Annotated in this window: 12 protein-coding genes; 2 read left to right on the top strand and 10 right to left on the bottom strand. The window is 56.5% G+C overall.

The genetic code is table 11. From position 1 onward, the window contains the following. Positions 1–69: 69 nt before the first annotated feature. The 5 genes from mmsB to P1U45_RS00675 are packed head-to-tail and all read right to left on the bottom strand — an operon-like array spanning position 70 to position 5,426. Entirely contained in the window at positions 70–960 is an 891-nt protein-coding gene (gene mmsB, locus P1U45_RS00695) for a 3-hydroxyisobutyrate dehydrogenase (RefSeq protein WP_301057023.1), read from the bottom strand. Further along, entirely contained in the window at positions 960–1,997 is a 1,038-nt protein-coding gene (locus P1U45_RS00690) for an enoyl-CoA hydratase/isomerase family protein (protein ID WP_301057022.1), read from the bottom strand. The genes mmsB and P1U45_RS00690 overlap by 1 nt, the downstream gene beginning before the upstream one ends. A gap of 4 nt (positions 1,998–2,001) precedes the next feature. Further along, positions 2,002–3,138, bottom strand: a complete 1,137-nt coding sequence (locus tag P1U45_RS00685) for an acyl-CoA dehydrogenase family protein (RefSeq protein ID WP_301057021.1) — start codon at positions 3,136–3,138, stop codon at positions 2,002–2,004. Between the two features lie 8 nt (positions 3,139–3,146). Continuing rightward, positions 3,147–3,920, bottom strand: a complete 774-nt coding sequence (locus tag P1U45_RS00680; protein WP_301057020.1) for an enoyl-CoA hydratase — start codon at positions 3,918–3,920, stop codon at positions 3,147–3,149. A gap of 9 nt (positions 3,921–3,929) precedes the next feature. After that, positions 3,930–5,426, bottom strand: a complete 1,497-nt coding sequence (locus tag P1U45_RS00675; RefSeq protein ID WP_301057019.1) for a CoA-acylating methylmalonate-semialdehyde dehydrogenase — start codon at positions 5,424–5,426, stop codon at positions 3,930–3,932. 98 nt (positions 5,427–5,524) lie between these two features. On the opposite strand from P1U45_RS00675, the gene P1U45_RS00670 reads away from it, so the two are divergent. Next, complete coding sequence (locus P1U45_RS00670) at positions 5,525–6,403, top strand: LysR family transcriptional regulator (protein ID WP_301057018.1); 879 nt, start codon at positions 5,525–5,527, stop codon at positions 6,401–6,403. A 129-nt stretch (positions 6,404–6,532) separates the two neighbouring features. Next, positions 6,533–9,058 carry a TonB-dependent receptor gene (locus P1U45_RS00665; protein ID WP_301057017.1) on the top strand — a complete coding sequence of 842 codons (2,526 nt, stop codon included), beginning with the start codon at positions 6,533–6,535 and terminating at the stop codon, positions 9,056–9,058. 210 nt (positions 9,059–9,268) lie between these two features. Here P1U45_RS00665 and P1U45_RS00660 read toward each other — a convergent pair whose 3' ends face one another. The 5 genes from P1U45_RS00660 to P1U45_RS00640 form a co-directional block, all read right to left on the bottom strand. Next, positions 9,269–10,498 (bottom strand): FAD-dependent monooxygenase, encoded by a 1,230-nt coding sequence (locus P1U45_RS00660; RefSeq protein WP_301057016.1) that lies wholly within the window; start codon positions 10,496–10,498, stop codon positions 9,269–9,271. A 78-nt stretch (positions 10,499–10,576) separates the two neighbouring features. Beyond that, a complete protein-coding gene (locus P1U45_RS00655; RefSeq protein WP_301057015.1) occupies positions 10,577–11,710 on the bottom strand; it encodes an FAD-dependent oxidoreductase in 1,134 nt (377 codons plus the stop codon). 62 nt (positions 11,711–11,772) lie between these two features. Then, complete coding sequence (locus tag P1U45_RS00650) at positions 11,773–12,747, bottom strand: fumarylacetoacetate hydrolase family protein (protein ID WP_301057014.1); 975 nt, start codon at positions 12,745–12,747, stop codon at positions 11,773–11,775. Beyond that, entirely contained in the window at positions 12,744–13,325 is a 582-nt protein-coding gene (locus P1U45_RS00645) for a cupin domain-containing protein (protein WP_301057013.1), read from the bottom strand. The genes P1U45_RS00650 and P1U45_RS00645 overlap by 4 nt, the downstream gene beginning before the upstream one ends. Before the next feature lie 20 nt (positions 13,326–13,345). Further along, positions 13,346–14,506, bottom strand: a complete 1,161-nt coding sequence (locus P1U45_RS00640) for an alpha/beta hydrolase (protein WP_301057012.1) — start codon at positions 14,504–14,506, stop codon at positions 13,346–13,348. Positions 14,507–14,509 lie beyond the last annotated feature (3 nt).

The following is a 14,509-nucleotide window of genomic DNA, read 5'->3' as shown; positions in this document are numbered from 1 at the left end:
TCAAAAAAGAAGAGCTTCCCGGCTATGTCGGGAAGCTCTTTTCTTTTGGGGTCTGATTTTGAATCAGGCTCAGATTTCGCCGCGGACGCGTTTCATGACGCCGGAAAAATCGAGACCGTCAAAACCGTCTGCTGATAGGTTTGCATAGGTTGCTTCCGCCAGCTTGCCGAAGTCGACATTTGCGCCCGCAGTCTCGGCTGCGCCCAGTGCGAGCTTCAGGTCTTTCAGCATCATCGCTACCGCGAAGCCTGGTTGGTAGTCGCGATTTGAAGGTGCTGCAGGAACAGGGCCAGGGGCCGGGCAGTAGCTTGTCATCGACCAGCACTGGCCTGATGCAGTGGACGCGATGTTGAAGAAAGTCTGTGCATCGAGGCCCAGCTTTTCGGCGAGGTTGAACGCTTCGCATGTCCCGACCATGGAAATGCCGAGCAGCATGTTGTTTGCGATCTTTGCGACCTGACCATTCCCGGCAGGGCCTGCGTGGAAAACGTTCTTGCCCATGATGTCGAGGAATGGCTTTGCAGCCTCGAAGGCGGCATCAGGACCGCCCACCATAAAGGTCAGCGCGCCTGTTTCGGCTGCCGCTGTGCCGCCGGAAACCGGCGCATCAACCATCAGGAAACCTGCGCCTTTGGCTTTGTCCGCCGCTTCGCGCGCTTCATCGACGGAGATGGTCGAGCAGTCGATGAATACAGCCGTCGACGGCGCATGCGCTGCAACGCCCTCAGCGCCGAAATAGACTTCAAGCACATGTTTACCGGCTGGCAGCATGGTGACGACGATCTCGGCGCCGGAAACTGCTTCGCTGAGGGACGCTGCACTCTGTGCGCCCTTAGCTTCCGCCTGTTTGACGGCGTCAGGGCTCAGGTCAAAAGCTGTGACCTCATGACTAGCGCCGACAAGATTGGCGCACATGCCCGAGCCCATGTTTCCGAGGCCGATAAATGCAATTTTAGTCATCAGTTCGTCTCCACAAATGTGAGCGGGCCGGTCTCAAGCGGTGCAAAGAACGCATCGATTTCACTCTCGCTGATCGCGCTGAGCGGGGAGGGCGACCAGTTCGGCGCATTGTCCCGATCAACCAGAACCGCGCGGACGCCTTCCTGAAAATTGTCGGTTTTGATGAGGCGGCTGGCGATGCGGTATTCCATCTCCATCACCTTTCTGAAAGAGGCGGTCCCGCCTTCGCGCACCTGACGAAGAGATAGCTTCATAGAGAGCGGGGATTTTGAGGCGAGTGTTTCAGCCTGCGCCTTGGCCCAGTCGCCGCCTGTTTGCAGCGCCTCGATGATGCCTTCGACGCTGTCACCTTTGAACAGGCTATCGAGTTCTTTGCTATGAGCCTCGAACGAACCGTTGGCGGTCGTTTCGAGGCCGTTCAGTGCGGATAGTCCGTCAGTACAGATAGCGCTGGATAGTTCGCCAAGCGAGGCGCTGTCGCAATAGTGGGTAGCGATGCCTGCCGCCAGAACGTCTTTACCTTTCAGGCGCGAGCCAGTCAGCGCCAGCCATGTGCCAAGCTCACCTTCAAGGCGCGGCAGGAAATAGCCGCCGCCAACATCCGGAATGAGGCCGATGCCTGTTTCTGGCATAGCAAACACGGTGCGCTCGGTCGCGACACGGTGCGTACCGTGAACTGAAACGCCAACGCCGCCGCCCATGGTGATGCCATCCATCAGCGCGATATACGGTTTCGGATACTCGCTGATCAGCGTGTTGAGCTGGTACTCGACTGCGAAGAATTGGGCGCCTTCCTTACCGTCGGTTTTGCCGCTTTCGGCGAGCAGAAGTACGTCACCGCCTGCGCAGAAGCCTCGTGTTCCTTCGGCATGGTCGATCAGGACCAGCTCCACAGCGGTATCATTGCGCCAGTCCTGTAGCGCGGAGATCATGATCTCGCACATCTCCTTGTTAAGAGCGTGGAGCGCACCCGCGCGGTTAAGTGTGATCCGTCCGACGCGGCCTTCGCGGCGGATGAGAACAGGGGCATCAGTCATATATCTAGTCTTTCAGAAGGTCGCGGGAGACGATGACGCGCATAATCTCGTTCGTGCCTTCAAGGATTTGGTGGACGCGCAGATCGCGAACGATGCGCTCGACTTCGTATTCACGCAGATAGCCATAGCCGCCATGGATTTGCAGGGCATCGTTCGCAACTTTGAAGCCGGTATCTGTGACGAAACGCTTGGCAGATGCGCAGGCTTTACTGGCATCAGGCGCACCTGCATCCAGTTTCTGCGCGGCTGTGTAGAGAAGCGCACGCGCGGCTGACAGCTCGATATCCATGTCTGCGAGCTTGAACTGCGTAGCCTGAAAATCGGCAATGGCCTTGCCGAACTGTTTGCGGTCTTTGGCATAGGCGAGGGCGCGTTCAAGTGCTTCCTGCGCGCCGCCGAGAGAGGCCGCAGCAATGTTGAGGCGGCCGCCATCGAGGCCCGCCATGGCGTATTTGAAGCCGTCGCCTTCATTGCCGACGCGGTTGGTTGCCGGAATGCGGCAATTGTCAAAACTCACGACGGCTGTCGGCTGGGCATGCCAGCCCATTTTCTCTTCCTTCTTGCCGAAGGAGAGGCCTTCAGTGCCCTTCTCTACGATGAAGGTTGAGATGCCTCGTGCGCCATCATCAGAGGTGCGGGCCATCACCACGTAAACATCAGAGAAGCCAGCGCCTGAGATAAACATTTTAGAGCCGTTCAACACATAATCGTCTCCATCACGCACGGCGCGCGTACGAAGGCTTGCTGCATCCGAGCCAGAGCCCGGCTCTGTCAGGCAGTAAGAGGCGATCAGCTCGCAGCTCGCAAACTTCGGAATGTAATGCTGGCGCAGCTCTTCAGACGCGAATTTGTCAATCATCGCGCCCGCCATATTGTGAATGGAGAGGAAGGTCGCGTGAGAGATATCGCCTTTGGACAGCTGTTCGAAAATAAGGACGGCATCGAAGCGCGACAGGCCCGAGCCGCCGAGGTCTTCACTCAGATAAATGCCGCCAAAGCCCAGCTCGCCCAGCGCTTCCAGAACGCTGCGATCCAGCGTGCGTTCCTCTTCCCAACGCGCCGAGTTGGGGCGCAGCATATCTGCTGTGAACTTGGCGGCGGTTTCTGAAATCAGGCTTTGTTCTTCGGTCAGTATCGTCATGGCGTGAATTACTTATCCTTGAAATCGGGTGCGCGCTTTTCAGAGAAGGCAGCCATGCCTTCCTTCTGGTCTTCCGTGCCGAACAGGCCCTGGAAGAGGCGGCGTTCGAACTTAACGCCCTCGGTTGTTGGAAGCTCCAGCGCGCGTGAGACCATTTCCTTCGCCGCCAAAATAGATGGCAGGGAGAAACCGGCAATTTCAGTGGCTGCGGTGAGGGCTGTCTGCATCAGCTCATCATGCGGGACGACGCGAGAGACAAGACCAATCCTGTCGGCTTCCTCGCCATCAATCATCCGACCGGTGAGTACGAGGTCCATAGCCTTGGCTTTGCCTACCGCTTTGGTGAGGCGGATCGAGCCGCCCATACCGGGCGTTACGCCGAGCTTGATTTCCGGCTGGCCGAATTTGGCTTTGTCAGACGCGATAATCAGGTCGCACATCATGGCGAGCTCACACCCGCCACCGAGGGCAAAGCCGTTCACCGCCGCAATGACGGGTTTGCGGCAAGCTGCGAACCTGTCCCAACCCGCAAAATAGTCTTCGACATACATGTCGGAGAAGCTTTGCGGCTGCATTTCCTTGATGTCGGCACCGGCGGCAAACGCGCGGCCTGCCCCGGTCAGTACAGACACAGCGATGTCCTTATTCCGATCAATCGCGGCAAAGCAATCTGCGATTTCAGCCATGACCTCAGCGTTGAGCGCATTCAGGCTGTCCGGTCGGTTCAGTGTAACCACTGCCACGCGGCCCTGCTGTTCAAATGTGATCGTGTTGTAGGTCATTGCGGTCACCTATCGCATCGTCGGAATAATGAAGGACTGGTCGCCAATATCGCCTTCCGGCCAGCGCTGTGTCACGGTTTTGACCTTAGTGCAGAAGCGAACACCATCCATGCCATATTGGTTGTGGTCACCAAAGGCAGACCGCTTCCAGCCGGAGAAGCTGTGATAGGCGACTGGCACGGGAATTGGCACATTGATACCGATCATGCCGACATTTACTTTAGACGCAAACTCGCGTGCAGCCTGACCGTTTCGTGTGAAGAGCGCAACGCCATTGCCATACTGGTGCTTGTTTGGAAGCTCGGCGGCTTCTTCCAGCGTTTCAGCGCGCACGACTTGCAGAACAGGGCCGAAAATCTCTTCTTCGTAAGTCTTCATGCCCGGCTTCACGTTGTCGAACAGGCTCGGTCCGATGAAATAACCGTTCTCATGGCCCTGTAGCATGTGTCCGCGTCCATCCAGCAGCAGGTCTGCGCCTTCATCCACGCCCATCTGGATGTAGTTTTCGACCTTTTCCTTGTGGGCAGCGGAAACGACCGGCCCGTAATGGGCGTCTTTGTCCGTCGATACACCAACCTTCAGGGCGCGTGCTTCGGCAATCATGCGTTCAACGAATTCGTCGGCTGTTTTCTTGCCAACGGGAACGGCCACCGGCAGCGCCATGCAGCGTTCGCCTGCAGAGCCGTAGGCTGCGCCGACAATATCTTTGACGACCTGATCCATATCTGCGTCCGGCAGGATGATGCCGTGGTTTTTCGCCCCGCCCATCGCCTGAACGCGCTTTCCGTTGGCCGTGCCGCGGGAATAGACATATTGGGCAATGTCAGACGAGCCGACAAAGCTGACGGCTTTGATGTCAGCATGGTCTAGGATTGCATCAACGACTTCCTTATCGCCGTTCACGACGTTCAGAACGCCCTCTGGTGCACCCGCTTCAAGGAACAGCTCTGCGAGGCGCATCGGCACGGACGGGTCTTTTTCAGACGGCTTCAGGATGAAGGTGTTGCCGCAGGCGATCGATACGCCGAACATCCACATAGGGATCATGGCCGGGAAGTTGAACGGGGTGATGCCCGCCGTCACACCCAGAGGCTGGCGCATAGAGTAGACGTCGATGCCAGGGCCAGCGCCTTCAGTATATTCGCCTTTCAGTAGGTGAGGGATGCCGCACGCAAACTCGATTACCTCAAGGCCGCGCTGAACATCGCCGACTGAGTCCGCGATCACCTTGCCGTGCTCTGCGGAGAGCATGTGCGCCAGCTCGTCCATATTGGCTTCGAGCAGGCGTTTGAACTCGAACATGACGCGGGCGCGTTTTTGCGGATTTGTGGCAGCCCATGCCGGTTGTGCGTTCACCGCTGCCTGCACCGCGCTATCGAGTTCCGAAGGCGTTGCGAGTGACACACGTGCCTGAACCTCACCGGTATTCGGATCATACACATCGGCAAAGCGCCCTGATGTGCCGCTGACCGACTGTCCGTTCACGAAATGATTGAGTTCACGCATGGCTGTTTCCCTATGACCTGATCTTTGCGCGCCAGTCTAAAGCCTGTAAATAATCAAATAAACATGCGCTTTCGCAATTTGAATTGGCATTTTTGCAAATGAATATCCACTGGGACGACATCCGCTTTCTGCTCCACGTAAGCCGTTTCTCAAAGCTGGCAAAAGCAGCCCAGCATATGGGGCAGGATACCTCAACGGTGAGCCGACGTCTGAAGCGGCTGGAAAGCGAGCTGGGTATGCTCCTGTTCGAACGGACACGTCAGGGGCATGTGCTCACGCGGGACGGGCAGAAAGTCGTCGAGCGGGCTGAAATCATCGAGCAAAACATTCAGGATATCGTCGCCCTGTCAGAACGGGCGGATAATCGCGTATCCGGTCGGGTGCGTATCGGCGTGACCGAAGGGTTAGGCGCTGCGGTGCTCGCGCCAGCCATCGCAGACTTTTCGCGCGAATATCCGGCGGTTGAACTCGATCTGATCGCTATGTCCGGCTTTGCAAATGTCTCCCGCAGAGAGGCCGACCTTGCCATTCTGCTCGCGCGCCCGACGGCGGGGCGTCTGCGCGTGCGAAAGCTCTCTGATTATACGCTCAAGCTTTATGCCTCAGCCGACTATCTGGCGGGCGTGAACCCACCTGAGACAGAAGCGGATCTGAACGATCACCCGCTGATCGGCTATGTGGACGAGCTCATCTATTCGCCGCAGCTGCGCTATTATTCGGAAGTCTCCGCAGACCTGAAACCGACCCTCTGTAGCCCGAGTATTGTGGCTCAGCTGGAGATGGTGCGATCCGGCGCCGGCATCGCGATCCTGCCATGTTTCATGGCCGATCAGCACGACGATCTGGTCTGCGTCCTGCCGGATAGCGTCTCCGTGACGCGCTCATTCTGGTTGGTGACGCATGAGGATGTCGCCTCGCTTGCACGCATTAAGGCCGCTGCGGCATTTATTGAACGCACCGTGAAGCGACTGGATTAGCGAGATGAGAGGGCGGCTGGGTTCTTTGTTTAATAATTTTGAATTATCAAAAGTGATACTATAAAACAATTTTACCAATAGATGGGCTTCTGAGAACCTTGCCTCAATAAAATAATCAGGGAGGTTTATATGAAAAACCGAGTAACGGGCTGCGTCTCCGTGCTGGCGCTTGCGCTTGCTGTGACGTTGCCAGTCTCCGCACAAGACACTGCTGACAATTCAGAAACAGAAGCATCCAACCGCCGCCTGACGACGGTAACTGTGACTGCGCAGCGCACTGAAGAAACGCTTCAGAATGCGGCCATTCCAGTCAATGCTGCGACGGGTGACGAGCTGCTTCAAGCGGGTGCGACAGATGTCACGCTTCTGAATAAAGTTGCGCCATCCCTGTCCGTCACAAACGGTGGTGGCGCCAACACCGCCTTCTTCGTTCGCGGCGTTGGTAACTTCACGAATAACGGCTACACGGCCCCGGCGATCGCGTTCAATATTGACGGCGTTTATATCGGACGCCCGTCTTCTACGCTGTCTTCTTTCCTCGATCTGAACCGTGTTGAGGTTCTTAAAGGCCCTCAAGGCACGCTATACGGTCGCAACTCGACCGGTGGTGCGATTAACATCATCCCGAATACACCGGAACTTGGTGAGACGTCTGGTAGCCTGTCCGTCGCGGCAGGTAATTATTCCAGCTATGAGCTGACGGGCGTTGCAAACATCGCTGTGGGCGAGAATTCAGCTGTGCGTCTGGCAGGCTCTGTGTCTGGTCGCGATGGCTATTACGACGATGGTACCGGCGATGCCGAAGATCTGGCGCTGCGTGCTCAGTTCTTTACGGTCATCAATGACGACCTCGATGTTCGCATTGCAGCCGACTATTCCACGCAGGGCGGTGTAGGTTCTGGCGTGAACGTCGAAGGCGTTTACACATTCGCGCCATTCCAGGGTAACCTTCCGGTGCCGAACTGGCCGTTCATCCCGTCTGGTCTGGATGCTTTCACGGGGCTTCATGATCCAGCTGCGCAGCAGTTTGTGACTCAGAATGCGACCGCTGCTCCACTGTTCTCACCGCTTGATAACTTTGCTTATCCGTCCCGTGACGACACGTACTGGGGCGTGAGCGCCGAGATTAATTATGATCTTGGCTGGGCCGACCTGGTGATCATTCCGGCTTATCGCCACTCCGAGCTGGACAACCAGTTCAATGGACCTCCGTTCCGCGCGGCGATCAACCAGGATGAAGCTGAGCAGACCAGTATTGAAGCGCGTCTTTCAGGTTCGGTCAGTGCGATCGACTATATTCTCGGCGCATATTATTTTGATGAGTCCGTCGAGGGCGTGAACTCTTTCAACCAGTTCTCTACGGTCACGTATAACGACTTCCAGAGCGATGTTGAATCTACGGCATTCTTTGCGCGTGCGACGTATAACGTCACGGACGAATTCCGCTTGGTCGGCGGTATCCGCTATACTGACGAGCAGCGTGCGTATGACACGCGAGCAATCTCGGCAGCTGCGGTTTGCCTGATCGAGCCGCCTCCGGGTGTTGTGCCAAGCTGTGCGCATGTCCCGACTCTTCCGACCGGTCTGACCGCTGCTGATTCCCTGTCGCAGCTTGATCCTGCGCTGTTTACTGGCCCACCTCTGCCCGTGCTTCTCGATCAGATCGAGAACAATCCATCAGGTGTTCCGGCATTCACACCATATGGTCCGTTTGGTATGTTTGGGCCGCAGGCTATCCTCGCCTTCACTCCAACAGTCATAGACCGCTCTGCGAGTGACGAGGAAGTGACCTATCGCGTCGCAGCTGAGTACGACGTCACGCCGGATAACCTGCTTTATGCAAGCTATGAGACAGGCTTCCGTGCAGGTGGCTTCAACCAGAGCTTCGGATTTGAAGAGTATGATCCGGAATACATTGATGCCTTCACGATCGGTTCCAAAAACCGCTTCTTTGACGAGACGCTGGAGCTGAATGCTGAGCTCTTCTTCTGGGAGTATGAAGACCAGCAACTTGCTGCTCTCGGCCTCGACGCACGCGGTGATAACTCATTCTACACGCGTAATGTCGGTTCGTCGTCAATCCAGGGTCTGGAGCTGGACTTCCAGTACGCAGCGGCTGCGAACACGCTGATCCGTGGCATGGTGCAGGTTCTCGATGCGTCGTACGACGAGTTCTCGTATACGCAGGTTGACCTCTCTGACGACACTGACCCACCTAACTTCCTTACGCCGGTGACGGGCTGTGATTTCACCCAGCTTGGCGTTGACGGAGACCCGGCAACTCCGCGTGAATTTGCGGTCGACTGTTCGGGGCAGAGCGCGCTGAATGCGCCAGACCTTACGCTTACAGCTGGCATCCAGCAGATCTGGGAGCTTGAGAACTTCGAACTGATCGGCAATCTCGACGCTCGCTATCGTAGTGAACGCCAGATCGGCTTCAGCTATGTTCCTGGTAGCCAGGCAGATGCGGTGACAACAGCAGACCTGTCGCTGACCCTGTTGCCGAATGTGGGCAACTGGCAAGCAACGGCCTATGTCCGCAACGTGACGGATGAGGCTGTTCCAACGATTTATCAGGTTGGCGCGGGCAATGTCGCCGGGGCGAACTATGAGCCACCGCGTACCTTCGGTGTCCGCTTCGGTCTCGACTTCTAACATTCTCCTGAGGCAGGAAGGGCTGTTTATGCGGTAGCCCTTCCTACTGAGTGTGAACTCCAAAAGCCTCTGGCCCTGTGCCAGAGGCTCTTTTTTATCTGAGAGCAGGGTTTAGCCGTTGAGTGTCCGCCAAAAGAAAAGGGCTCATGCTGGTAAAGCATGAGCCCTTCTTCTGTGGTCCGGGGAGAACCAACAGAGTGGTCTTTCAGATCAGACGTGAAGCTCGGTCAGCGCCAGAGACATCTTCTCCTGATCGGCCAGATAGTCCTTCTGGATGAGCTTGCCGAGCACCGAGGTATTATCAAAAACGAAGTCACGGATCATCGCGACAGGCGCCGGTGCGTGGTGGAAGCGCTGGCCCAGCTCGCGGGCAAACTCTACCTGATGGTTTACATAGTCGACGCGCTCTGCCTCGAAGCGATTGAATGCAGCGGTCACGGCGCCTGCATCTTCCAGAGAAGCGTTTTTGAATTCGCGGGCAAGGAAATAGCCATCCTCAATGCCCATGCCCATGCCATAAGCCGCATAAGGTGACACCGGATGAACTGCGTCACCCACACAGACCACACGACCTTTCGACCATGATTTCAGTAATGGACGGTTGTAGATGTTCCACGGGAATATCTGGCTTTCGAAATTTGTGTGATCCGGGAAGCGTGGCAGCGGATCGGCAAAGTCTTTCAAAAGATTGCGCAGATAGGCTTCCGGATTTTCCGGAACAGGCTGGTCTTCAGTAACAGGCTCAACAATCCACCATTCAAAGCCTGGCTTGCCATCGTGTAGCATCGGGAACCAGCTTGCCTGAATTTTGCGGCCATGGCTGATCGCGCCATAGGTGCGGTCGAGGCCTTCAATGTGATCGCACCAGGCAAGCCAGACACGCAGGCCAACATGGAACAGGCCGGGATCGCCAAACGCCTGTTCTGATACTTTTGAACGTACGCCATCAGCGCCGACCAGAATATCTGCAGTAACTGCGGCGCCATTTTCGAAATGGGCGATCACCTCGTCGCCGGTCTCTTCGTAGTGGGAGAAACCGTGGTCAGGGACGATGACATTGTCAGGCAGGATATTCATCATCTTGCCGAACGCAGACTTGCGCAGAACGCCATAGTGCCAGCCCGGAATACCAAATGACTTTTCAATATTCGGGTTAAACGGCAGTTCGGCGCGGACTTTGCCCTTGTTGTTGCGGAACTGGACGCCGGTTTTGGATCCGAAGCTCGGTCCGACATCAATGCCGTACTCACGCAGGACCGCAAGCACAGGCACGCTCAGAAGAACCGCGCCGCCGAGAGGTTGTGGCTCGGGGTTTTTCTCGAACAAACGGACATCAAAACCCTGTTTGAGAAACGCGATAGCGGCGGACACGCCCGTAGGGCCTGCACCGATAATCGCGACGCGCTTACCTTTGCGCCATGCGCCTGACTCTGCCGTCATGAAATATCTCCCTTAATTCTCGTTTCGCCCTGCTTTGCGAGCAAGGCGGAAACTGAACCTGTATTTTTTTGTCGATCTCTAGATCGGTTCAGCCACAATCTGATACATTTCCGCTGTGGCTTTGGAATTATCTATGGCGGGCCCTTTGCCGAGCTGCCCCATGCAGATTGCAAGGCTGTTCTTTACGACATAATTGCAGCGGTCGAAGCGGCGGTTTCGATAGTTTCGGAATGCCTCTTCGACGTTATCAGACTTGCTGAGTTCGTCAGCGATGACGAGTGCATCCTCGATTGCCAGACCCGCGCCCTGACCCAGATGCGGCGTTGTTGCGTGAACCGCATCACCTAACAGCGCAATCCGTCCTTTCGCCCAGTCGCCCTCCAGCATCATGCCTTCCAGCGGGCGATACACAACGCCGCTGTTATCCGTGATCTTGGAGGCCAGATTACGAATGGATTCAGACGGGTGGTTTTCAATCCGGCTTCGCATTTCTGCGGCGAGCGTGGATGGCGCAAAATGCGGGTTATCCGGTTCGGGCGTTGTCACATACATATACATGATGTCCGGCCCCATCGGCACGAGACCAACGCCCGGAGCGCCATTATAAACCCAGAGGCCCTGAACATCCTCAACGCGATCAAAATTGTAACGCCAGACTGATTGTCCGGTGAATTGAGGACCCGGAATGTCTGGGAAAATCCGCTTACGTGTATCCGAGTAAACGCCGTCGGCTCCGATCACAAAGTCATAGCTGCTGTTAGTGCCATCGCTGAAGGTTACATTCACCAGCGTACCGGTGTCTTCAATATCGGAGACCGTCAGGCCAAGCCTGACGTTAGCGCCTGCGCGCGTTGTCGCGTCGCCAAGAACTTTCTGAAGGGCAGGGCGACCGATGCCAACGCCGGCCGGATACCCCTCGACGAGTGTTGGCTGGGGCACGTGCGCGACTTCCATGCCGTTCGGCGCGAAAATCTTCACGTGGTCAAAGCCGTAGCCGGACGAAATGTAGTCGTCGAGAATGCCGAGCTCAGCAACGGCTCTCACGACATTGGTTTGCTGGATGATGCCAACACCATAGACCGACCATTCAGGGTCACGTTCGATAACGTCCAATTTGAACCCCTTCTTGCGAAGGGCGATAGCCGCTGACAATCCGCCAATACCACCACCAATAATGAGTGCGTGGCGCTGATCTGACCGTGTTTCCTCCATGGTATCACCTTTTGATATGAGCAGTGTTTTTTCTTGTTTGTTTGCTCTCTGATGTTTGTGCGTCAGTTTCTGACGATGACCTGATCCAGCGGGCCGAATAACGGCTCTCCGTTCAGCGTTTGGGCTTCCATACGGATGCGGTCGCCGAATGACATGAAAGGCGTCCGGACTTCACCGAATTCGATCATGTCAATCGCGCGGCGCTCTGAAATGCATGACGACCCGACGCTGGAATAATCCTCGTTGGATACGGTGCCCGAGCCGATGATTGTACCTGCCACGAGGCTTCTTGAGTGCGCGGCATGCGCAATCAGGTCATCAAAGCCATAGGCCATTTCCGAGCCGTTTGCGTGTCCGAACGGTTTGTCATTCCACTCAATTTTGAGAGGCAGGTGCACGCGCGCATTCTGCCATGCCTCGCCAAGCTCATCCGGTGTGACGGCGATCGGCGCCATGCTGCAGGCCGGTTTCGCCTGAACCCAACCAAAGCCGGTTTTCATTTCGGCCGGAGCGATAGCGCGAAGGCTCCAGTCATTGAGTTGAACGATCAGACGGATGTGCGCGCGGGCGTCTTCGGCTGACGTGCCCATTGGTACGGCGTCAGTGATGACGCCAAACTCGCCTTCGAAATCGATACCATCTTCTTCACTTGGCAGGTTTACGTCGGCGTAAGGGCCAATGAACCGGTCCGACAGCCCCTGATACATAAGCGGCTTGTCAGTCTCGATTGGCGGGAGGTTGAAGGCTTGCTGCATCAGCTCGCCATGCTTCTCAAACGCGGAACCATCGAGCCATTGCCATGCACGCGGCATTGGCGCGAGGCAATCTTTGAGGTCCAGAGTTCTGGTGCCGCGGGCAGTTCCGTCGTTTACCGCAGAAGACAGCTCCAGCAATTGCCCCTCAACCTCGCTCCAGCGTTCGATGGCGGACTGAAGCGTTGGCGCGATGTGGGCAGCGTTGGCAGCCCGCGTCAGGTCTCTGGAAACAACAAACAGCTCGCCGTCAGGGCTGAGGCCTTTGAGGGTTGCTAGCTTCATGGCAGCTGCGCTTTCAGCTCTGGCGTATATGTTCCATCAATCAGGATAAATGCGATGCGGCACACTTTGTCCGAGCGGTTTGCCCAGCCATGATTTGTGCCGCGCTGAACGACGATATCGCCCGGACCAATGGTCGTTTCGCCTTCATCCATGATCAGCACCAGCTCACCTTCGAGAACGATGCCGAAATCGACAGTTTCGGTACGGTGCATGAAGGCATGGCGCGTGCTTTTGCCTTCCTCAGCAACGGCATCTTCGGCGCCAATTTCAGCAAAATGGGCTTTGCGCTCCTCCGGTGACATCTCGTCAAGGCGCTGCTCGTCGTCGGGCCGAATTTCCAGCACACGGATGCGCACACCGCGCTCAGGAGGGGACAGAATGATACCCTCTTCATGCGGTTCGCCGCTATCATGGTCGATCTCGACAGGCGTACCGCGCGTGTTCCAGATCTCGTGGAACATCGGGCCGTGCTCACCGCCCAGCAGTAGTTGGCGCGGCGCAAAACCGTCTTCCTGAATGATGGCCTTGCCGTCAGCATCATGGCCGGTCACGACACGGCGAACTGGTTTCCATTCCATTTCTTATTTCCTCCCGGATATCAGGCTGTGTGTCCGCCGAGCGTCTCGGCAAACCAGTCTGCGATATAGTGGCGGCCAAAATTCATATTGTCCGCTCCGACATGCTCCACGCCGCCCTCACGCTCGGTGAAGATTTTCAGCTCGCGCTTCGGTGAATTGACTAGCTGATCGTAAGCCTGATGGGCGTAGTCGATGCTGATCTGACGGTCTTTTGCGCCGTGCGTCACGAGGAAAGGCATGGTGACTTTTTCCATCACGCCATTCAGGTTCGTGCCTTCGATCTTCTCGAAGAAATCGTCCATGTCAGCAGCACCAAACACCCACATGACGTGTTTCCAGTAGTGCGGAACTGGGTTTTCGCCTTCGCTCTTCAGGCGTCCTTGCTGGACTTCCGCCCAGTTATGGTTGGCGCCCCAAACGGCAGCTGAGGCAAAGCGTGGTTCAAACGCTGCGGCACGGCCAACAAAGTGACCGCCCAGCGAAATGCCTGAAATACCGATCCGCTCCGCATCTACGTCATCGCGCGCGGCAAGCCACTCATAGATTGGCGTTGCCCATTGCTCACTGAACGGTGTGCCATAAAGCTCCTGAAGACGGATAGCTTCGCCCGTGCCCGGCTGGTCAATGCACAGCGTTGAGATGCCGCGACGTGCAAGCTCGTGCGGTAGATAGGTCCAGAACAGAAGTTCCTTACAGCTGTCGAGGCCATTGGTGAAAATCACACATGGCGCTTCGCCTTCCACGCCCTCCGCGCGGGTGTAATAGGCTGGAATGACTTTGCCCTGATACGGAATTTCAACGCGCTGGCAGTCTTCACCGCTGAATTCGACGTATTTATTGAAGGCGTTGAGTCCCTTGGCGAAGGTTTCTTCGCGGCCCGGATGACCGTGCCCCTGCATGCGCTCCGCGGTTATGTAATATAGGGCAGCGCGACGCAGCTTGTCGCCAGCAGAGAATTTGCGGCCTTTATCCAGATCTTCCTGCGCAAGGCCGTCGAGTTTCTCGGCCATCTTTGCCCATTCCGCCATGAATTGCGGCGTGCCAGCATCTGCGCCGTTTGCGGCTGCATCCTTGATTGGCTGGCACATATCGATGATCTCGCCCATCTCCGCACCGGATTGGATGGCGATAGAAACCGACAGGTTCCAGATATAGTTCGGGAAATACTCAAATAGCGCCACGTT

Source organism: Ponticaulis sp. (assembly GCF_029210165.1).
Lineage (GTDB): Bacteria > Pseudomonadota > Alphaproteobacteria > Caulobacterales > Hyphomonadaceae > Ponticaulis.
Note: the sequence above shows the minus strand (reverse complement) of the source record. Positions and strands in the feature narration are given on the sequence as shown.